The following is a 20,145-nucleotide window of genomic DNA, read 5'->3' as shown; positions in this document are numbered from 1 at the left end:
GTGAGTTTGCGTAGGTGGGAGGCAACGTGGACGTCAAGGGGACCAAGCTGACACCGACGGGGCAGGGCGCCGTGGGACGGCTCAGCCTGAGGACCAAGATCCTCGCCGTCACCGGTGTGACGGGCGCGCTGGTGGCCGGCATCCTCATCCTCGCCTTCTGGCTGCAGATGGGCGCCGCGCAGCGCGAGGACCTGTCGCGGCGCTCGCGCTCGGTGAGCACGGAGCTGGCGAAGACGCTGACGCCCATGCTGGCCGCGAGGGGAGACCCGGGCAAGCTCCAGGCGGCGGCGCACGGCGTGCTGCGCCACGTGCCGGACGTGGCCTACGTGCTGGTGCGCGACGCGAAGGGCGACCTGGTGGCCGAGGTCGCCGCGGAGCGCTTCGCCGGTGAGGACCAGGTGGCGCCCGAGGGGGACGAAATCACCGACCGCCGGCTCCGCCTCAATGGCCTGGGCGTGGTGGAGGTGACGACGCCCATCTTCTCCACCACCACCGCGCAGGGCGCCGCGCCCCAGCGGCTGGGCTCGGTGCAGGTGGCGCTCCACGAGGAGGCGCTGGCCGACGCGCTGAGCGGCACCACCCGCTTCACCGCGGTGCTGGGCGTGCTCATCCTGGCGGGCTGCCTGCTGGCGTCCTGGCTGATGTCGGGGCTGCTCATCGTCCCGCTGGAGCGGCTGGCGCGCGCGGCGGCGGGCATCGCCGCGGGCAACCTGCGCCAGGAGATCGACACCCGGGGCGGGGACGAGATTGCCGACGTGGCCCGCAGCTTCGCGGCCATGGCCGAGGAGCTCGCGCACCTCTTGCAGGATTTGCGCGGCGCGGCGGCGGAGATGGAGCGCGAGGCGACGGGCGTGCTGGCCACGTCCACCCAGCAGTCCGCCATGGCGCACCAGCAGGCGTCCGCCATCAACGAGACGAGCACCACGGTGGCGGAGATTGCCCAGACGTCCAAGCAGGCCACGGCCTACGCGGACTCGGTCATCTCCCAGACGCAGAAGTCCGAGTCGCTCAGCGCGGAAGGCCAGAAGGTCGTGGCGGAGAGCGTCTCCGGCATGGAGAAGCTGGGCGAGCAGGTGAAGGCCATTGCCCTGTCGATTACGGACCTCAACGAGCGCACGCTGCAGATTGGCGACATCATCAGCACGGTGAAGGACGTGGCCGAGCAGTCCAACCTGCTCGCGCTCAACGCCTCCATCGAAGCGGCGAAGGCGGGCGAGCACGGCCGGGGCTTCGCGGTGGTGGCCACGGAGATGCGCACGCTGGCGGAGCAGTCGCGCATCGCCGCGGACCAGGTGCGCGGCCTGCTCAACGAGGTGCAGAAGGGCACCAAGGCGGCCGTCGCCGCCACCGAGGAGGGCAGCCGCCGGGCGCAGTCCGCCATGGAGCTGGCGCGCGGCGCGGGCAACACCATCCTCGGGCTGTCGGAGGTCATCCGCGAGTCGTCCGGTGCGGCACGGCAGATTGCCGGCAACACCCGTCAGCAGACGATTGGCGTGGAGCAGATTGCCGCGGCCATGGGCGAGCTGACCTCCGCCATGGGAGACTCCGTGGAGCAGACCCGGCGCATCGAATCGGTGGCCGGAAACCTGACGTCTCTTTCGAAGCGGTTCTCGGACCTGGTGGGTAGGTACCAGCTATGAACGCAACGGTGGCGGGAGCACGACGGGCCATGAAGGTGCTCATCGTCGAAGACACGAAGACCATCACCAACCTCCTCCAGGTGTACCTGATGGGGTGGGGGCTGGAGTTCTTCGACGCGCCCAACGGCGCCCTGGGCCTCACCAAGGCCCGGGACTTGAAGCCGGACCTCATCATCTCCGACGTGCAGATGCCGGAGATGGACGGGTTCGCGCTGTGCGCGGCGGTGCGGGCGGACCCCAACCTGCATCACACGCCCTTCATGATGCTCACCTCCCTGAAGGACGATGCGAGCCGGCAGAAGGGCAAGCTGGTGGGTGCCAGCGCCTTCCTCAACAAGCCGGTGTCCGTGGATGACCTGCGCTCGAAGGTGCGGGACATCCTGAAGCTGCCCGCCACCCGGTACTGAGCCCATGGCCAGCGACGACTCGAAGGTGGACATCGACTACGCCTCGCTGCGGCGGCAGCTCGACGACGCGCACGCGCTGCTGGAGGGCACGCAGGCGGTGAGCGCGGAGCGGCGGCGCGAGGTGCTGGGCGCGCGCGCGCGGGCGCTGGCCGAGTCCCGCCACGAGGAGCACCAGGAGATGCTGTCGGTGCTGGCCTTCCAGGTGGGTGGCGAGCGCTACGCGGTGCGAATCGAGCACGTGGACCACGTGCTCGAGGCGCGGGGCCTCGCGTCCCTGCCGGGGGCGCCGAGGCACGTCATGGGCGCGCTGCTGAGCCGCTCGCGCATCGTCCCCGTGCTGGACCTGCGGCAGCTGCTGGGGCTGGAGGGCGGCGGCATGTCGGACCTGGGGAAGGTCGTCGTCGTGGAAGTGGGGGAGGAGAGCTTCGGGCTGGCGGCGGAGAACGTCGAGGGGCGCAAGGAGCTGCCGAAGGGCGACCTGTCGCAGCCGCCGCCGGGGCCCTTCCTGTTCCTCACGCAGGACCGGATGACGGTGCTGGACCTGGAGCAGCTCGGGGGACCCTCCGCCGCGCGGCAGGAGCAGGAATAGGGGCCATGGACGCACAGCTCTTGCGCAGCATCTGGCCGGTGTTCTCCGCGGAGACGCGTGAGCAGATCCAGGCCATCGGTTCGAAGGTGCTCGGGCTGGAGGGCCCGGCCCAGGCGCGGGAGCCGGACCTGCTGCCGTCGTTGCGGCGGCTGGTCCACAGCGTCAAGGGCTCGGCGGCGAGCCTCGGCCTGGACGACATCGAGCAGGTGGTGCACGCCATCGAGGATGGCCTGGCCGACTTCCAGCCGGAGGACCGGCTTCCCCGCGACGCGGTGGAGTCCATGCTGCGCGGCCTGTCCGCCATCGAGGGCGCCATGGCGCGCGGCGATGCCGGCCAGTCTCCCGTGGTGGACGGGCTGGGCGCGCTGCTGGCGTCGCTGGGGCGCGAGGGCGCGGTGACGGCGCCCGCCGGGGCCCAGGGCGGCACGGTGGCGAAGGGGATGGACTCGCTGGAGTCGCTCGAGGCGGCGCTGGGGGCGCTGTGCTCGCCGGACGTGCCGGACCGGTCGGCGGTGGTGCGCACCGCCGTGGAGCGGGCCCGGGCGCTGAAGGCCGCCGCGGAGGCGGCCGGAGTGCCGAAGGTGGCCTCGCTGGCGGAGGCGGCGGCGCTGGGCTTCACGCGCATGGAGCCGGGCGGGGACTCCGCGGGCATGGCCGCGTCCGACGTGGCCGGCACGCTGGTGGACCTGCGGGCCGCGCTGCAGGCGAGCGGGCCGGGCGGGGCGGGCGCGGTGGAGCGCGCCGTGGAGGCGCTGCGCACCGTGCCGGCCCCTGCGGCGGCGGAGGGCTCGGGCGTGCATGCGTCACCTTCCTCCTTGCAGGAGTCGCGCGGCACGGCGGACCGCACGGTGCGCGTGTCGGTGAAGACGCTGGAGTCGCTGGCCCTGCAGGTGGAGTTGCTGATGGCGGGCCGGGCGCAGCAGGCCCGCCGGGGCGAGGCGCACCGGGCGATGATGGATGGGATGCACGAGGTGCTGCTCCACCTGGAGCGCGCCTCGTCGCAGCTGACGATGTCGGGCGGCGGGCCGGCGCTGGAGCCCCTGCGCGCGGGCCTGGGGCTGATGCGCGGGCTGCAGAAGCGGCTGCTAGGGCTGGCCCGCGACTCGCACCGCGACGGCGAGCAGCTCTCGCTGGTGGCCCAGGTGGCGCGCGACGACCTGCGCGACCTGCGCATGGTGCCCGCGTCGCAGGTGCTGGAGCCGCTGCGGCGCACCGTGCGCGAGGTGTCCGCGCGGCTGAACAAGGACGTGTCGCTGGACCTGGTGGGCGGGGACGTGCGGTTGGACCGGCGCATCCTCGACGCGCTGAAGGACCCGCTGCTGCACCTGGTGCGCAACGCCATCGACCACGGGCTCGAGTCCACGGCGGAGCGGCGCGCGGTGGGCAAGTCGGAGGTGGGCCGGCTGTCGGTGCGGGTGGAGCCCCGCGGCACGCGCATGGCGGTGGTGGTGGAGGACGACGGCGCGGGCCTGTCGCCGGAGCGGGTGCGCTCCACGGCGGTGCGGCGCGGGCTCCTGACGGCCGAGGCGGCCGCGAAGCTGTCGGACGCACAGGCGGCGCGGCTGGTCTTCCAGCCCGGCTTCTCCACGCGCGAGCAGGTGACGGCGACCTCCGGGCGCGGCGTGGGGCTGGACGTGGTGCAGGCCACCGCGCAGCGGCTGCAGGGCTCGGTGGACGTGGACTTCACGGCGGGGCGGGGCACGCGCTTCACGGTGGACCTGCCGCTGACGCTGGCCGCGGCGCTGGGCCTGCTGGTGCGCACGGGCACGACGGTGTCCGCCATTCCCTCCGACTGCGTGAAGCGGGTGCTGCGGCTGACGCCCGCGGACGTGGGCACGGTGGCGGGCCGGGTGGTGGCGCGGGTGGACGGCGAGCAGCTCACATTCCTGCCGCTCGCGGAGTCCATCGGCCTGCCACGGCTGCCGATGGCGCTGGACTCGGGGAAGCTGCAGACGGCGGCGCTGCTGTCCGTGGGTGAAGACCGGGTGCTGTTCGCCATCGACGAGGTGGTGGGACAGCAGGAAATCGTCGTCCGCTCCCTGGGCCGGCACGTGCAGGGCGTGCGGCACCTGGCGGGCGCGGCGGTGCTGGACGACGGGCGCGTGGTGCCGGTGCTCAACGCGACGGAGCTGGTGCGCGCGGCGCGGCCGGAGACGCGCTCCACGTCCACGCAGAGCACGCGGCCCCGCATCCTGGTGTGCGACGACGCGCTCACCACGCGCTTCGCCATGAAGTCGCTGCTGGAGATTGCCGGCTACCCGGTGGTGACGGCGGCGGACGGTGAGGAGGCCTGGGGCGTGCTGGAGCGCACGCCCTGCCAGCTGGTGGTGAGCGACTGGCAGATGCCCCGGCTGGACGGAGTGGGGCTGGCCCGGCGCATCAAGTCGCACCCGGCGCTGCACCGCACGCCCATCATCCTCGTCACCTCGCTGGACAGCCCCGAGGACCGCGCCGCGGGCCTGGAGGCCGGTGCGGACGGCTACCTCGTCAAGCGCGAGGTGGAGCGCGGCAAGCTGCTGGAGCTCGTCCGCCAGCTGCTCCCCGCGTCCTGACGCCACGCAGCCGCGGCCGCGCCCCGGTGTGAGGCGCGGCGCCGGGCGCGGGCGTCACGGGCTTCGACGTCGAAGCCTCACGCGTCAATGCGTCGCCATGGACGCGGGCACGGTGTCGTCCGCCGGCAGGTGGGCCACCAGCTCGCCACCCTCGCCCGTGGGAAGCGACAGCCCGCCGCGCAGCCGCTGCGCCAGGTGCCGCAGCACCGCCGCCGTCTTCTCCGGCAGGGGCCGGCCTCCGCGCATGTCCACGCGCAGCCGCCACATGCCCAGCTCCTCGGCGGACTCCACCCGCACCGACGCGGCGCCACCGGAGGCCGCCACCGCGCGAGCCAGCGTGCGCACCAGCAGATCCACCGACGCGCGCGGGCCCTTCAGCGCCACCGGCCGGCCCGGCAGCGTCAGCGCCGCGGCCACCGCGGCACCGCGCCGCGCGGAGGGAATGAAGGCCGAGCGCAGCAGCGGGCGCAGGTCCTCCACGCCCTCGTCCACCACGCGCGCCAGGCGGCGCTCGATGAGGGCACCCTGGTCATTCGCCACGCGCATCATCCGGTCCAGGTACCGCTGCATGGGCTCCGTCAGCGGGCCCGCCGTGCCCTTCATCATCATGTCCACATATCCCTTGATGACCATCAACGGTGTCCTCAGGTCATGCGACGCCCGGGAGCGTCGCCGCTCCTGCTGCGCCACCGTCTGCTCCAGCCGCTGCTTCGCCTCGAGCAGCCGCGCCTGCCGCGCCGCTGCATCCACCTCGCGCGCATGCGCGGCCATCAATGAAGTCCCGAAGGTCGCCAGCCGGGCGAGCGTCCGCTGCTCCAGCACCCCGGGACGCTCCGGCCACACCATCAGCGCGGCCCCGGGCCTCCGCGCAGGCTCGCCCATACCGACGCGTGCCACGCACGTGCGCCCATCATAGAGCGCCGCTCCCGAGGCCCCGGTCAGCCGCAGCGCCTCACGCAGCAGGGACTCCAGCCCCGCACGCGTGCCGCACCGCAGCGCCCGCTCGGCCACCGCCGCGAGCACCGTGTCCACCCTTGCATCGAGGTCGTCCTCGATGCGCCGCCCACTCCAAGCACCCGCCCGCACGGACGAAGGTATGGGCATGGTGTGCCCGGGACGCAACGCTTCACAGGTTGGGAAGCCGCGGGGGCGACGATCGGAAATCCTTTACCCTCGTCAGGGCCGTCACCTCCCAATTTTTACCGTCCCGGCGACCCGGGTGATCGTGCAAACCCCTTCAACTCCTCGGAAGTACCCACTGGCCAGCCGCTTGCTATCAGGCACCGCGACGGGCGGCGGAAGGGACGGATGGGGACTTTCGACTACTACGCGGCAATCGCTCGACTGGCCCCGGCGGGGCTGGCGCGGAGCGCGGTGCGGCGGGTTCAGGGCGTGGCCAGGCAGGCGCTGTACCGTCGTCGCGAGCGCGCCGACGAGGTGCAGCTCCTCGAGTGCTTCGGCGCCACCACCGCGGAAGAGCTCGCGGAGCTGGCGCTGGGCCAGCGCTCCTCGCGCATCTGGTGTGAGGTGTCGCAGCGCGCCTCGGTCCTCGAGGCGCTCGCCGCGGTGCCGGGCGCCCGGGAGCGGGCCCTCGGCCTGGCGCGGACGGCGCTGCGCCAGGAGTGGAACATCTTCGGCACGCGCGTGGCCTTCGGTGAGGGCCGCCCGGTGGAGTGGTCGCTGGACCCCGTCAGCGGCCACCGCTATCCCCTGACGCCGGTGGAGCGCATGGCGCACCACTCGACGGGGAAGGACCCGAAGTACCCGTGGGTGATGGGCCGGCTCGACAGCGTGGTGGCGCTGGGGCAGGGCTACTGGGTGGAGACCTCGCGCGAGCAGCGCTCGCGGCTGGCGTCCGCCTTCGTGTCGCAGACGCTGGACTTCCTGCAGGCCAACCCGGTGGGGCAGGGCATCCACTGGACGTGTGCCATGGAGATTGCCCTGCGCGCGGCGAACCTCGCGCAGGCACTGGTGATGTTCTCCGAGGCGCCCGAGGTGCACCGGCCGGAGTTCCTGGTGCCCGTGCTGGGCGCGCTCGCGGAGCACACCGCGTGGGTGGAGGCGCACCTGGAGGACCGGGGCGCGGTGCCCAACAACCACCTGGTCTCCAACTACGTGGGCCTGCTGGTGGTGGGCCTGCTCTTCCCGGAGCTGCCGGGCGCGCCGCAGCAGGTGGCCCTGGCCGTGGGCGGGCTGCGCGAGCAGATGGAGGCACAGGTCCACCTCGAGGGCACGTCCTTCGAGGGCTCCATTCCCTACCACCGGCTGTCGGTGGAGCTGTTCACCCTGGCGTACCTCGTCGCGCGCGGCGCGGGCGTGCCGCTGGGGCCGGCGTACGAGTCACGGCTGCGCCGCATGTTCCACGCCGTGCGCGCGTGGTGCTCCGAGCGGGGCCTGGCGCCGCAGGTGGGTGACAACGACTCCGGCCGCGTCTTCCCGCTGCGGGAGCGCGAGGACAACGAGCACGGCTATCTGGTGGGGCTGGGCGCGGCGCTCTTCGGCGATGCGGGCCTGGGCGGTGGCGAGCTTCCGGACGAGGCGGCGTGGCTGTTGGGCCGTGCCGGCCTGGAGCGCTTCCGCGCGCTGGCTCCGGCGCCGGCGCCCGTTTCGGTGAGTTTTCCGGAAGGTGGCTTCCACATCTTGCGCGGAGCGGGTGCCGTTATCACTGTCTGCGCCGGCAAGCAGGGGCAGGGCGGAGTCGGGGGACACAGCCACAACGACAAACTTTCTTTCGAGCTCCACCTCGACGGGCGCCCCGTCATCGTGGATCCGGGCACGGGCACGTACACGAGAGACCCGGCCACGCGGAACTGGTTCCGCGGCACGGCGGCGCACAACACGGTGCAGGTGGATGGCGCGGAGCAGGCCACCCTCGACCCGGCGCGGCTGTTCGCGCTGCCGGAAGAGGCCCGGGCGCGGGTGGTGGCCTTCCTTCCGGGAGGCACCGTGGACAGGCTGCTGGTCCGTCACGACGGCTACCGCATGCTGCCCGCCCCGGTGGGCATCGAGCGCACGTTCCGGCTCGACAGGCACGAGCGCGCCCTGGCCGGGCGCGACAGGTTCATCGGCACGGGCCGGCACGACGTGGTGGGCCGGTTCCACCTGCCGGACGAGGACGCGCGCCTGGTGGCGCCGGAAATGCAGGTCCTGTCACGGGCAAGGCGCGTGGCGGAGGGACCGGTGGAGTTCGAGCCGCTCGCGGTGGAGCTGGGCCCCCAGGGGGCGCCGCACGCGTGGGTGGTGGTGGAGAAGGGCCTGGCGCTGAAGCTGGCGCCGTCGAGGTATTCGCCAGGGTACGGGCGGGTGGTGCCGTCGCTGGCGGTGGAGTTCCGGGGGCAGGTGACTCCCCCGGTGTGGCTGAGGTGGGTGGTTGTCTTCAGGTGATGGCTGGGTCGGGGCGTGACCGTGGAGAACGGCACGTCGCATCAGGAGAGGTGAGGACGATGAGGGTGATGGTTGGCAGCCCGCTGCTCGAGCGGATCAAGGCGCGGGACGCGAAGGTCGGGGTCGTGGGTCTGGGTTACGTGGGTCTGCCGCTGGGCATGGCCTTCGCCGAAGCGGGCTTCCCGGTGACGGGGCTCGATATCGACAAGCGGAAGATCGACAAGATCGAGAAGGGCGAGAGCTACATCAAGCACATCCCCAGCGCGCCGCTGGCGGAGCTGAGCAAGTCGGGCAAGCTCAAGGCGTCGATGGACTTCGCGAAGGCGAAGGACCTGGACTGCGTCATCATCTGCGTCCCGACGCCGCTGACGGCCTCTCGCGAGCCGGACATGAGCTTCATCATCCAGACGGGTGAGGCCCTGGCGCCCTACGTGCGCCGCGGGCAGCTCTTCATCCTCGAGTCCACCACCTACCCCGGCACCACGGAGGAGGTGCTCAAGCCGCTGCTCGAGAAGAACGGCCTCAAGGCGGGCGTGGACTTCTACCTGGCCTTCAGCCCCGAGCGTGAGGACCCGGGCAACAAGAGCTTCAACACCAAGACGATTCCGAAGATTGTCGGCGGCTACTCTCCCGAGTGCGCCGAGGTGGCCTGCGCCCTCTACGGCAGCGCCCTGAAGGAAGTGGTGCCGGTCTCCTCCACCCGCGTGGCGGAGCTGTCCAAGCTGCTGGAGAACATCTTCCGCTGCGTCAACATCGCCATGGTCAACGAGATGAAGATGCTCTGCGACCGCATGAACGTGGACGTGTGGGAGGTCATCCAGGCCGCCAGCACCAAGCCCTTCGGCTTCATGCCCTTCTACCCGGGCCCCGGCCTCGGTGGGCACTGCATCCCCATCGACCCGTTCTACCTGACGTGGAAGGCGCGCGAGTTCGAGTTCCACACCAAGTTCATCGAGCTGGCCGGTGAGGTGAACTGGCAGATGCCCTACTACGTGGTGCAGCGCACCATGGAGTCGCTCAACAACGCCCGCAAGACGCTCAACGGCGCGAAGGTCCTCTGCATCGGCGCGGCGTACAAGAAGGACATCGACGACATGCGCGAGAGCCCGTCTCTGCGCGTCATGACGCTGCTCAAGGAGAAGGGCGCGGAGCTCGAGTACCACGACCCGTACGTGCCCGAGCTGCACAAGGGCCACGGCTTCAACATGGAGATGAAGTCGGTGCCCCTGGACCTGGACAAGCTCGGCCAGTACGACGCCGTCCTCATCCTCACGGACCACTCGAACATCGACTACGCCGCGGTGGTGGCCAACTCGCAGGTCATCATCGACACGCGCAACGCGACGAAGAACGTCAGCAAGGGCCGTGAGAAGGTGACCAAGGCCTAGGCAGGAACGAGGAGCTGCCCGGATACCGACCCTCCGGGCAAGGGTCCTCGTCCTCGGGTGCCGGGAGGGGCGCCCGAGGGCGAGGACCTGCTCGTCTTGGGACATGGGTCGGGTACAGTGGGGCGGTGCGAACCTTCTTCCGTCCCGTCCTCCCACTGCTGGTGGCCTCGAGCCTGTTGATGGCCGCGGCGCCCGCGCCGGATGCCCGCGTGAAGCTGCTCGACGCGATGGCAACCGAGCTGACGCGCAACCAGCAGCAGCTGAAGATGCAGAGCCACGAGCCGCCGTACTTCATGAGCTACCAGCTCAAGGACTACGAGCAGCACGCCGTCGCCGCGCGGTATGGCGCCGTCTTCCTGGACGACGGCTACCGCGAGCGGAAGCTGTACGTCGACGTGCGGGTGGGCAATTACGACTTCGACAGCTCGGTGGCCGAGGGCCTGGAGTTCAGCTTCTCCACCAAGGGCACCAGCTACATCGCGCGCAAGGACGGCCCGCTGGATGACTCGCCGCTGGCGCTGCGCACCGCGCTGTGGCTCATCACCGACGAGCAGTACAAGTCGGCCCTCTTCCAGTTCCTGAAGAAGAAGGGCGAGGACGTCTACGCCGTCGAGGACCCGAAGCGTCCGCCGTCCTTCACGAAGGAGAAGCCGAGCACCCACGTGCAGCCGCCCCTGCAGGCCCCGTTCAACCGGGAGCGCTGGGTGAAGCTGGCGCGCGAGGTGTCCGCGCAGTTCAACGCGCACCCGGAGCTGTTCGACTCGGAGGTGCGCGTCTCCACGGACAAGGTGACGCGGCTGTTCGTGTCCACCGAGGGCACCCGCCTCATCACCGAGGAGGTGCTCTACGGGCTCCACGTCTCCGCGGTGACGCGCGCGCCGGACGGGCAGTTGCTGGACGACTCGCGCAACTTCTACTCGCCCACGGAGGCGGGGCTGCCGGACGACGCGAAGGTGCGCGAGGCGGCGGCGAAGGTGATTGAAGAGCTGCTGGCGCTGCGCGCGGCGCCGGCCATCGACCCGTACACGGGCCCGGCCATCCTCGCGCCCGAGGCGTCCGGCGTGCTCTTCCACGAGGCGGTGGGGCACCGGCTGGAGGGAGATCGGCAGGACGGGGACAACGAGGGCAAGACGTTCAAGGGCCAGGTGGGCAAGCTGGTGCTGCCGTCGTTCATCTCCATCCACGACGACCCGACGCAGCGGATGCTCCAGGGCGAGCCGCTCAACGGCTACTACCTCTTCGACGAGGAGGGCGTGAGGGGCCAGCGGGTGACGCTGGTGGAGAAGGGCGTGCTGCGCAACTACCTGCTGGGCCGCAGGCCGGTGGAGGGCTTCCTCCAGTCCAACGGCCACGGGCGCAGCCAGGGCACGCTCAAGCCGGTGGCGCGCATGGCCAACCTCCTGGTGGAGAGCACCAAGGCGGTGAGCGACGCGGAGCTGAAGAAGATGCTGATCGCCGAGGCGAAGCGGCAGGGCAAGCCGTACGGCCTCATCATCCGCGACATCACCGGCGGCAACACGAACACGTCCAGCTACGGGTACCAGGCGTTCAAGGGCGTGCCGCGGATGGTGTACCGGGTGGACGTGAAGACGGGGAAGGAGTCGCTGGTGCGCGGCGTGGAAATCGTCGGCACGCCGCTGTCGGCGGTGAACCGCATCCTGGCCTCGGGGCAGAGGGCGGGCATCTTCAACGGCTTCTGCGGCGCGGAGAGCGGCAACGTGCCGGTGTCCACCGTGGCGCCCGCCATGCTCCTCCAGGAAATCGAGCTGCAGCGCGCGGTGGAGGGCAAGGACCGCCCGCCCATCCTCTCCAGCCCGGCGGCGCAGCAGGAGCCGGCGGCCCGGCAGGAGAAGTAGTCGGCCCATGAGTGGGGGGAGCGGCAGCCGCCGTGGCCAGTCGATGATGCGTCCCATGCTGCTCGCCTGCCTGCTCGTCCTCACGGCGCCGCTCGCCGCGAGCGCCCAGCCCGTGTCCGGGGGCGGGGCGCTGCTGGAGCTGCGGCATGAGGACCGGCTGGGGGCGGACGGGAGCTGGGAGCTGCGGTCCGTGGAGTACGTGCTCGACGGCACGCGCCTGGCGACGCCGGCGGACGGCGCGCGGCACCCGCTGCCGGTGGGGCTGCGACAGCTGGACGTGCGGGTGGTGTACGAGGGGCGCTCGCAGGTCTTCTCGTACGTGGAGGGCTATCGGTTCGTGATGCGCGGCCGCGTCACGCTGGACGCGCGGCCGGGGGACACGGTGCGCGTCACCTCCACGGCCTATGTGCGGGAGGGCGTCACGCAGCAGTGGCAGCACCGCCCGGCCTTCCTGCTCTCGGGGCAGCCGCGGGAGGCAGTGGTGGGCATCGAGTACGGGCCGGTGGAGAACACGCCGCTGGCGGAGGCCGCGGCCTCGCGCGCGGTGGACGAGGTGCTGGCCGAGGCGCGTCGCCTGACGTCCACCCCCACGGCGGAGGCGCGAGGCTCGTGCGTGCTGGAGCCGGTGTTCTTCCGCTTCTCCGACACGCGGCTCAGCCCGGAGGCGGAGGCGGTGCTCCAGCGCGCGGCGGTGTGCCTCATTCAGCAGCCGGGCCTGGCGGTGCGCCTGCAGGGGCACGCGGACGCGAGCGGGCCCGAGTCCGTCAACACGTCCCTGGGACAGGGGCGCGCGCAGTCGGTGGCCGCGTACCTCCTGTCGCTCGGCGTGGAGCGCGCACGGCTCGTCCTGGGCTCGGAAGGGGACGCACGGCCGCCGTGCCCCGAGCACACGCCCGCGTGCTTCGCGCGCAGCCGCCGCGTGGAGCTCGTCGCCGAGCCCTCGGGGCCCTGAAGCCTCTCAGTTCCTCAGCCGCGCGGTGGCGGTCGCCACCAGCTCGCGGAGCTGGGCGGGCTCGAAGGGCTTGGCGAGCAGCGGGTTCGTCACGTTCTGGAGGAAGCGCTGCGTCTCCGGGGTGAAGGCGCCGCCGGTGATGAAGACGATGCGCTCCTGCAGGCCCGGCCACAAGTCACGGACGGCGGCGTACACGTCCATGCCGGTCAGCTCCGGCATCATCAAGTCACAGAGGATGAGGTCGAACTCGCGGTCCTCGCGCAGCCGCTCCAGGGCCTCGCGGCCGTTGGTGGCCGTCACCAGCTCGTGCCCGCGCAGCAGCCGGCGCAGCAGGTCCAGCACCCGGGGCTCGTCGTCCACCGCCAGCACCCGCTTCGCACTCGACGCCGGAGTCTCCACCACGACGCGGGCCTCGTGCTCGGTGTGCTCGGCGCGCGGCAGGTACACCTCCACCGTGGTGCCCTGGCCGGGCTCGCTGCGCACACCAATCCTCCCGCCCAGCGAGCAGAGGATGTCGCGGCAGATGGCCAGGCCCATGCCCATGCCTCCGCCCACCCGGCGCGTGGTGAAGAACGGGTCGAAGATGCGCGGCAGCACCTCCGGAGGAATCCCCCGGCCGGTGTCGGACAGCGCCATCAGCACCCCGTCCCCCTCGGCACGCAGCGCGACGGTGATGCGGTGCTCGGAGTAGCGCCCCTCGGGAATGGCCTGCGCCGCGTTGAGCACCAGGTTGAGCACCACCTGGCCCAGCTTCGTCGTCGAGCCCCGCACCGGGGGCAGCGCGTCGCCGTACTCGCGCACCACCGGCGCCCGGTGGCGGAGCTGGTTGGCCGCCATGCGCAGGGTGCTCTCGACGACGGCCCGGAGGTCCACCGGCTCCTCCTCCTCACCGTCCCGGAGCGACAGCGAGCCGAGGTCCGCGACGATTCGCCGGATGCGGCTCGCGCCCTCCAGCGCCTCGGACAGCACCTGCTGGCACTCGTCCGTCAGCCCTCCCCCGGACGTGTGCGGGCAGGGCAGCCGCTGCTTCAGGTACTCCAGGTTCCCCGTCGTATATGCAAGCGGGTTGTTGATTTCATGCGCCAGCCCCGCGGCGACGATGCCCAGCGAGCGCGCCCGCTGCTCCTGCTGCTTCTCCTGGAGCAGCAGCGTGTCGCGCCGCTTGCGCTCCAGGGCGTTCACCAGCGCGCTGCCCGTCAGCCCCAGCAGGTGCAGCTCCTCCGGCGTCCAGCTCCGCGGCGCTCCCACCGAGTCGAAGCCCATCCACCCGACGAGCCGGCCCCCGAGCGACAGCGGCGTGTTGACGTACGCGCGAACCCTCCGCGCCGCGGCGGCGCCACGCTCGGCGGCGGCCTCCGGCGGCAGCATCGACGGGTCCGTCACCGTGACAGTCCGGCCCGCCTGGAACTGCCGCATGGACCAGGAGAAGGCCGCGGTGGACGCACCCCGGTAGGACTCCAGCCCGTAGGGCTCCGTGCCGGGCGCGCACCACTCGTACGCGTCCATCAGGTGGCCGCCGTCGTCGGACAGCAGGCCCACGTAGCAGCGCTGCGCGCGCGCGTGCTGACCGAGCAGCGCGAGCGCGCCGCGGATGCCCGACTCCATCTCCTCGGGAAGCAGGTTGAGCAGCCGGTGCGACGTGTCGGCGATGAGCGCCCCGCGCTCAAGCAGCAGCCCCAGCTCGCCGCGCATCTGGCGCAGCGCGGCGACCTCCTGTCGCAACGCGGCGTGAGCATCCTCGGGCACGCCCGGCGCCCCTGCGGCGCACAGTCGCTCCAGGACCTCCTCGGACCGCTGGAGACGCTCCAGCAGCGTCCGCGAGTCGGACACCGCCTCGCCGGACCGCTCCTGTCGGGCCTCTTGCTGCTCCACCATGACCTCGCCCCTCGGCTCTGGACCCTGGCGACCCCAATCGCCACTCCAGATTCCAACGCAGTGAGAATAATGTCACTGGTTTGCACCCCGCAGCCAGTGTGCAGTTCTGAAAACTGCAACCGCCCGTCAGTGCTGGGTGCTCAAGGAGTGGAAGCCGGCGGCGAGGTGGGTGAAGGAGCGGAGGGGTGAGGCGAGGTAGGGGCGGGCGGCGCCTGGCGAGGGCGCTGGGGCTTGAGCTGCCGGCCGCCCTTGAAGCCCTGCCAGCGGACATAGCGGCGGAAGTCCTGGAGGAAGTCCTCGTGCCGCACGCCGACGGCCTCCGCGAAGGCCTCGGGGAAGTCGGGCCCCCGGCTCATGGCGTGGAGGACGGCGCGCACGGCCGTCTCGCCGTAGCGGCGCACCAGGAAGGTGAAGGCGTGGTGGGCGGCGCCGTAAACGATGTCGCTGGAGCCCTGGTAGAGGGTGTCCGCCTCGGTGAGCGGGTCGGCGCCGGGCTGGCTGCGCCAGAAGCGCTCCAGGTCCACGAGGGAGGAGACGCGGTAGCCCTGCTCGGCGGTGTACGAGGCCATGCCCTCGCGGAACCACAGGGGGATGCGCTTGCGCGTCCAGCCCAGCCGGTCCGAGGCCACCTGGTACATGAGGCTGTGGGTGAGCTCGTGCAGCAGCAGCTCATCCACCTGGGCCTGGTTGGCGCCGAGCAGGGACCAGGTGCGAGGGCTCTGGAGCTCTATCTGCTCGTAGCGGGCCCAGGCGCGGAGGAAGTCGTGGCCGGGGCGGTTGGCGGCGCGCTCCAGGGCGGCATGGTTGGGGTGGATGACGATGGTGACGGAGTCGTCGAAGGTGCCCCAGCGGGCCAGCTTCGGCAGGGCGCGCTCCACGGCGAGCTTCACCTGCGAGGCCGCGCCGGTGTCGCGCTCGCGGAACTCCAGGTCGATGCGGGGGCCCACGGACGTGCGCAGGTCCCCGGTGGCTTCCGCCTGGGCGGACTCGGAGGTGGCGGGCACGCTGGTGCTCTTCGTGCTGGCGCAGCCGGTGAGCCACGCCAGGGCCAGCAGCGCCAGGACGCGCCCGGGACTCCAGCGACTGTGACGCCATCCGTGCTTCACGTGTCTCACTCCGCCCCGAGCCAGCCCAGCACCGCGCGCCCCACGTCGGCCACGGTGGAGAAGGCATCCACCTCTGTCGAGGGCGGACCGAAGTAGAGCACGGGCACGGGGTGCAACGTGTGTCCGCGCGTGGACAGGTCCTCCACGTTCCCGTGGTCACTGCACACGAGCACCCGGGCGCCCGGCGGCCGTGTGGCCACTACCGAACGGGTGAAGGCGTCGAAGGTGTCCAGCGCCCCCAGGGCCGCCGTCAGGTCCTGCGCGTGGCCGGCCTCGTCCGCGAGGTAGTGCTCGAAGAAGGTGAAGTCGGCGCCGGAGGCCACGTGCCAGAAGATGGCGGCGGCCTCCTCGGGCGTGCGCTCGGGGGCGGGCAGGCCGTAGGCGCGGGCGGCGGCGCCGGTGATGTCGTGGGTGAGGCCGTCTGCGGCGCGGGCGTCATCCAGCGTGCGCAGGGGCACCCCGCCGGCGGCGAAGGCCAGCTTCGCGGCGGAGGGTCGCATCTTCCGGCGCGACTCGGGCGGGACGACGAACTCCGGCGGGGACGTGCTGGGGCGGCGAGGCACGCCGAGCGCATCCAGGTAGGGCGCGGGGTAGGCGTTGGCGAAGGTGGAGGTGCGGCCCGCGGCGGCGAGCCGCTTCACGATGGATCGGTCCGCCATCAGCCCGCGCAGGGGGGCGTTGGGGTAGCCGAGGATGTGGCGGCCGAGCAGGGCAGGGGCCGGGTCCCCGGTGAGGATGGCCGTCTGGTTGGAGGCCGACTGGGGGCGACCGGCGACGCCGAACGTCGTGTCCACCGGGAGGAAGCGGCCTCCGTCCGGCAGCGGGGGGCCGGCTGCGTCCTGGAAGCGGGATAGCAGGTGCTCCCGGTGAGCAAGCGGGTTCACGGCCGGGTCCTTCCGGCCGATGCCGACTCCATCGATGAACAGGACCGCGACGCGCACGGCGGACGACTGTATCCTCGAACCCGACAGCATGGCCCTCCACGGCGACCTCTTCAGCTACCCGCTTCCCGAGTTCCTTCAATGGTTGGATAGCTCCCGCAAGACGGGAACGCTCCAGCTCTCCTGGGAGGCCGGCGAGCGGAAGCTCTTCGTCCTGTCCGGACAGGTGGGCGCCACGGCGTCGGAGGGGCTGCGCGGGCGGGTGGCGCGGCTCTTGACGCTGGCGAAGCTGGCGTCCGGGACGAAGGTGCTGGCGGCCTTCGACGAGCTGGCGCGCACGCCGGACGTGGACGCGGCGTTCGACTCGCATGGGGTGCAGTCGCGGTGGGTGCGGGATCTGGGCCGCGAGGAGCTGTTCGCGGCGATGACGGACCTGACGATTGCCGCGCGCGGGACGTTCCACTGGACGGAGGACGCGGACCGCTCGGGCGAGGACTGGGTGCCGTCCGACATGAGCATCCGCGAGCTGCTCTTCGAGTCGCTGCGGTGGGTGGATGAGCAGCCGGACGTGGACAAGGCGCTGCCGATTGACGCGCTGAGCGTGCGCGCGCTGTCGCCGCCGAGCCCGAGCCAGCCGCTGATGCACCGGATCATCCTGACGCTGTGCACGACGCCGCAGAACCTGGGGCGGCTGCGGCTGTCCATGGGCGTGTCGCGCTCGTCGGTGACGCGGCGGGTGTTCGAGCTGCTGCGGGCGAAGCTGGTGGAGGTGGACGGGGCGCCGCAACTGGAGGCGGACCCGGTGGCGGAGATGCTGGAGAAGGGCGGGGTGCTGATGCGCGAGGGCCAGTACGACGCGGCGGGCATCGTCTGCGCGTCCCTGCTGGCCAGCGACCCCGCGGACCGGCGCGTGCGCGAGTTCGCCCGGCTGGTGCAGCGCGAGCACGTGGCGGCGCTCTACGCGGAGATGCCCCCGCTGGTGGTGCCGCTGATGGTGTACGACCCGCAGGGCCTGTCGCTGCTCAAGCCGGAGGAACGGCAGATTGCCGGGCTCATCAGCGGCACGTGGGACGTGTCCACGCTGGTGCTCGCCAGCCCCGCGCGGGAGCTGGAGACGCTGAAGACGCTGGCGAAGCTGCAGCGGATGGGGCTGCTGCAGCTCACGATGCCGCGCTGAGCCGCGCTACTCCGCGTTGGGCAGGCCCACCGCGTTGAGCCGGACGAAGACCTGCATCAGCACGTAGAGGGCGAAGGCGGCGTCATCCACGCGGATGTGCTGCTGCGTGGCCAGCCCCTGGAATCGGAGCAGGTCGGCGCCGTCCACGCGGAGCAGGAACGCCTGCTGCGCCAGCGGCCCCTCGCCCGCGTAGGCCAGCGCGCGGCGGATGGCGTCCGAGCACGCGGTGACGCACGTGGCGTAGTCGCCCGACATGAACGCGGCCTCGGCGGCGCGGGCATGGTCGAACATGTCCCCCGAGGCGAGGGCGCTCGCGGCGCCCAGCAGCTTCGGGCCTGTCTGGGGCGCCTGCACGGGGAGCGGCTCCACGCGGGGCGGCGCCATCGTCACCGGCGTCACGCGCGGCACCGGCGTGTTGGCCAGGGCGGGCGCGGGGCCTCCCCCGTGCGCCATCACCGGAGCGGTCGCCTGCGCCTGCCCGGGGGCCGGCGGCTGCCGGTTCTGGAGATGCCGGGTGAGCTGCGCCTCCAGGCCCGCGGGCTGGGGGCCCGTGGCCGGCGTCGCGGAGCGGGGCGGTGGGACGATGCGCTTGGCGCGCAGGTCCTTGATGACCAGCCGCGTAATGGCCTTGAGCGTGTCGAGCACCCCATTGCCGTTGGTGGCGGCCGTCTCGAACTCGGGCACGCCGCGCGGGTTGAGCTCCTTGCGGAGCACCTCCACCGGCAGCACGTTCTCGAGGTCCCGCTTGTTCCACTGCATCACCAGTGGGAAGCGGTCCAGGCGGATGCCGTGCTCGAAGAGGTTCTCCTCCAGGTTGGCCAGGGACTCGCGGTTGGCGTCCATGGCCTCCGCCTGCGAGTCCGCCACGAACACCACGCCGTCGGCGCCCTGGAGCACCAGCTTGCGGGTGGCGTTGTAGAAGACCTGGCCGGGCACGGTGTAGAGCGCGAGCCGCACGGAGCAGTCGCCCACGCGCTCCACCTTCACGGGGAGGAAGTCGAAGAAGAGGGTCCGGTCCCCCTCGGTGGCGATGGACATCATCTCGCCACGGTGCGCGGGGCGCACGGTCTCGTAGATCTTCCGCAAGGTGGACGTCTTCCCCGACAGGCCCGGCCCGTAGAAGACAATCTTCGCGGCCACTTCGCGGGCCATCAGGTTCACGCTGCTCACGGTGTCAGCTTTCCTAGAACGACTCGACGCCTTGCGCCAGTTGCCGATGGGACATTCGCCGGAGTCCCTACCAGATGCTCGGCCGCCAGGAGGGCGAATAGGGCCGCCTCTTTCGCCCCTTCCGGGAAACCCAGGGCCTCCAGCGTCTGGACGGGCAGGGGCGCCAGCCGGGCCCGGAGCCGCTCCATCAGCGCCGGGTTCCGCGTGCCGCCCCCCGAGGCGTACATCCCCTCCAGCCCGGGGAAGCGCGGCAGGAGCCACGTCTCATAGGCCCGGGCGATGCTCTCCACCGTGAATTCCAGCGCCGTGGCCATGACGTCGTAGGGGCGCCCCGTGTGCCTCGCCCACACCCCGTCCACCAGCACCTCGCCGAAGCCCTCGCGCCCGGCGCTCTTGGGCGGAGGCAGGGCCAGGAACGGGTGCGCCAGCAGCTCCGCCAGCAGCTCCGGAATCACAAGCCCCCGCCGGGACAGCGTGCCGTCCAGGTCACACGCGAGCCGGCCCTGGGTGACGCGACGCGCCAGCCCATCCAGCACCATGTTGCCGGGGCCGGTGTCGAAGGCGAGGGTGTCCTCCAGCCGCGGGCCCACCACGCTGATGTTGCCGATGCCGCCGATGTTGAGCAGGGCGCGGGGCGCCTCGCGGCTGCGGAAGACGGCCCAGTCCAGGTAGGGCACCAGTGGCGCGCCATGGCCTCCGGCCGCCACGTCCCGGGTGCGGAAGTCGCTGATGACGGGGATGCCGGTGCGCTCGGCGATGACTGCGGGCTCGCCAATCTGCAGGGTGGACGGGTGCGCGTTGGCGCCTGGCGGCACGTGGGCCATCGTCTGCCCGTGCGAGCCGATGGCGGCCACCTGCTCCGGTGACACGCCGGCCTTCTCCAGGGCCTGCTTCGCGGCGGCGGCGAAGTGCTCGGCCAGCTCGAAGTTGAGCGTGCTCAGCGTGCCCGCGTCCTGCGGGCCCAGCACGCGCGCCACCAGCTCCCGGGGGAAGGGCACGGAGACATGGGACAGCAGGCGCAGGCGCACGTTGTCGCCCGTCCCCGTCACCTCGCACAGGGCCGCTTCCACGGCGTCCACGCTGGTGCCGGACAGCAACCCCACGCACAGGCGCGGCTGTCGGGGGTCGGCGAGGGGAGGGTGCAGGCGCATACCGGGAGTGTAAGGCC

15 protein-coding genes are annotated in these 20,145 nt (G+C 71.9%); 9 read left to right on the top strand and 6 right to left on the bottom strand.

Annotation, left to right across the window (positions count from 1 at the left end; all coding sequences use genetic code 11):
- The first annotated feature begins 26 nt into the window (after positions 1-26).
- From LXT23_RS27955 to LXT23_RS27940, 4 genes are read left to right on the top strand one after another with little or no spacing between them, the layout of a single operon-like run.
- Entirely contained in the window at positions 27-1,640 is a 1,614-nt protein-coding gene (locus tag LXT23_RS27955; RefSeq protein ID WP_253983371.1) for a methyl-accepting chemotaxis protein, read from the top strand.
- Between the two features lie 29 nt (positions 1,641-1,669).
- A complete protein-coding gene (locus LXT23_RS27950) occupies positions 1,670-2,047 on the top strand; it encodes a response regulator (protein ID WP_223752974.1) in 378 nt (125 codons plus the stop codon).
- 4 nt (positions 2,048-2,051) lie between these two features.
- A complete protein-coding gene (locus LXT23_RS27945) occupies positions 2,052-2,636 on the top strand; it encodes a chemotaxis protein CheW (protein WP_253983370.1) in 585 nt (194 codons plus the stop codon).
- A gap of 5 nt (positions 2,637-2,641) precedes the next feature.
- On the top strand, positions 2,642-5,188 hold the full coding sequence (locus LXT23_RS27940) for a hybrid sensor histidine kinase/response regulator (RefSeq protein ID WP_253983369.1): 2,547 nt from the start codon (positions 2,642-2,644) through the stop codon (positions 5,186-5,188).
- A gap of 84 nt (positions 5,189-5,272) precedes the next feature.
- On the opposite strand, the gene LXT23_RS27935 is transcribed toward LXT23_RS27940, so the two are convergent.
- On the bottom strand, positions 5,273-6,292 hold the full coding sequence (locus LXT23_RS27935) for a histidine kinase dimerization/phospho-acceptor domain-containing protein (protein WP_253983368.1): 1,020 nt from the start codon (positions 6,290-6,292) through the stop codon (positions 5,273-5,275).
- 204 nt (positions 6,293-6,496) lie between these two features.
- Between LXT23_RS27935 and LXT23_RS27930 the strand changes: the two genes are divergently transcribed.
- The 4 genes from LXT23_RS27930 to LXT23_RS27915 all read left to right on the top strand — a co-directional run bounded on the left by LXT23_RS27930 (position 6,497) and on the right by LXT23_RS27915 (position 12,768).
- Positions 6,497-8,572 carry an alginate lyase family protein gene (locus LXT23_RS27930; RefSeq protein WP_253983367.1) on the top strand — a complete coding sequence of 692 codons (2,076 nt, stop codon included), beginning with the start codon at positions 6,497-6,499 and terminating at the stop codon, positions 8,570-8,572.
- A 68-nt stretch (positions 8,573-8,640) separates the two neighbouring features.
- Positions 8,641-9,960, top strand: coding sequence for a nucleotide sugar dehydrogenase (locus LXT23_RS27925; protein ID WP_323379092.1), 1,320 nt, complete (start codon positions 8,641-8,643; stop codon positions 9,958-9,960).
- Between the two features lie 179 nt (positions 9,961-10,139).
- Complete coding sequence (locus LXT23_RS27920; RefSeq protein WP_253983635.1) at positions 10,140-11,816, top strand: TldD/PmbA family protein; 1,677 nt, start codon at positions 10,140-10,142, stop codon at positions 11,814-11,816.
- A 7-nt stretch (positions 11,817-11,823) separates the two neighbouring features.
- Positions 11,824-12,768, top strand: coding sequence for an OmpA family protein (locus tag LXT23_RS27915; protein ID WP_253983366.1), 945 nt, complete (start codon positions 11,824-11,826; stop codon positions 12,766-12,768).
- A gap of 6 nt (positions 12,769-12,774) precedes the next feature.
- On the opposite strand, the gene LXT23_RS27910 is transcribed toward LXT23_RS27915, so the two are convergent.
- The 3 genes from LXT23_RS27910 to LXT23_RS27900 all read right to left on the bottom strand — a co-directional run bounded on the left by LXT23_RS27910 (position 12,775) and on the right by LXT23_RS27900 (position 16,690).
- Entirely contained in the window at positions 12,775-14,643 is a 1,869-nt protein-coding gene (locus LXT23_RS27910; RefSeq protein WP_253983365.1) for a hybrid sensor histidine kinase/response regulator, read from the bottom strand.
- 140 nt (positions 14,644-14,783) lie between these two features.
- On the bottom strand, positions 14,784-15,749 hold the full coding sequence (locus tag LXT23_RS27905; RefSeq protein WP_253983364.1) for a hypothetical protein: 966 nt from the start codon (positions 15,747-15,749) through the stop codon (positions 14,784-14,786).
- A 5-nt stretch (positions 15,750-15,754) separates the two neighbouring features.
- Positions 15,755-16,690, bottom strand: coding sequence for an alkaline phosphatase family protein (locus LXT23_RS27900; protein WP_253983363.1), 936 nt, complete (start codon positions 16,688-16,690; stop codon positions 15,755-15,757).
- Between the two features lie 31 nt (positions 16,691-16,721).
- Between LXT23_RS27900 and LXT23_RS27895 the strand changes: the two genes are divergently transcribed.
- Positions 16,722-17,807, top strand: coding sequence for a DUF4388 domain-containing protein (locus tag LXT23_RS27895; protein WP_253983362.1), 1,086 nt, complete (start codon positions 16,722-16,724; stop codon positions 17,805-17,807).
- 6 nt (positions 17,808-17,813) lie between these two features.
- Here LXT23_RS27895 and LXT23_RS27890 read toward each other — a convergent pair whose 3' ends face one another.
- Positions 17,814-18,977, bottom strand: a complete 1,164-nt coding sequence (locus LXT23_RS27890; protein WP_253983361.1) for a GTP-binding protein — start codon at positions 18,975-18,977, stop codon at positions 17,814-17,816.
- Complete coding sequence (locus LXT23_RS27885) at positions 18,974-20,128, bottom strand: anhydro-N-acetylmuramic acid kinase (RefSeq protein WP_253983360.1); 1,155 nt, start codon at positions 20,126-20,128, stop codon at positions 18,974-18,976. The genes LXT23_RS27890 and LXT23_RS27885 overlap by 4 nt, the downstream gene beginning before the upstream one ends.
- Positions 20,129-20,145: the final 17 nt, after the last annotated feature.

It is taken from the genome of Pyxidicoccus xibeiensis (assembly GCF_024198175.1).
Classification (GTDB): Bacteria; Myxococcota; Myxococcia; order Myxococcales; family Myxococcaceae; genus Myxococcus; species Myxococcus xibeiensis.
The sequence above is the reverse complement of the archived record's forward strand: the minus strand, read 5'-3'. Positions and strand labels throughout refer to the sequence as shown.

Bases quoted from the DNA above. Each gene is read 5' to 3' on its own strand.
- LXT23_RS27950 (WP_223752974.1), top strand. From the start codon at position 1,670: ATGAAGGTGCTCATCGTCGAAGACACGAAGACCATCACCAACCTCCTC.
- LXT23_RS27945 (WP_253983370.1), top strand. From the start codon at position 2,052: ATGGCCAGCGACGACTCGAAGGTGGACATCGACTACGCCTCGCTGCGG.
- LXT23_RS27940 (WP_253983369.1), top strand. From the start codon at position 2,642: ATGGACGCACAGCTCTTGCGCAGCATCTGGCCGGTGTTCTCCGCGGAG.
- LXT23_RS27935 (WP_253983368.1), bottom strand. From the start codon at position 6,292: ATGCCCATACCTTCGTCCGTGCGGGCGGGTGCTTGGAGTGGGCGGCGC.
- LXT23_RS27930 (WP_253983367.1), top strand. From the start codon at position 6,497: ATGGGGACTTTCGACTACTACGCGGCAATCGCTCGACTGGCCCCGGCG.
- LXT23_RS27925 (WP_323379092.1), top strand. From the start codon at position 8,641: ATGGTTGGCAGCCCGCTGCTCGAGCGGATCAAGGCGCGGGACGCGAAG.
- LXT23_RS27920 (WP_253983635.1), top strand. From the start codon at position 10,140: ATGGCCGCGGCGCCCGCGCCGGATGCCCGCGTGAAGCTGCTCGACGCG.
- LXT23_RS27915 (WP_253983366.1), top strand. From the start codon at position 11,824: ATGAGTGGGGGGAGCGGCAGCCGCCGTGGCCAGTCGATGATGCGTCCC.
- LXT23_RS27910 (WP_253983365.1), bottom strand. From the start codon at position 14,643: ATGGTGGAGCAGCAAGAGGCCCGACAGGAGCGGTCCGGCGAGGCGGTG.
- LXT23_RS27895 (WP_253983362.1), top strand. From the start codon at position 16,722: ATGGCCCTCCACGGCGACCTCTTCAGCTACCCGCTTCCCGAGTTCCTT.
- LXT23_RS27885 (WP_253983360.1), bottom strand. From the start codon at position 20,128: ATGCGCCTGCACCCTCCCCTCGCCGACCCCCGACAGCCGCGCCTGTGC.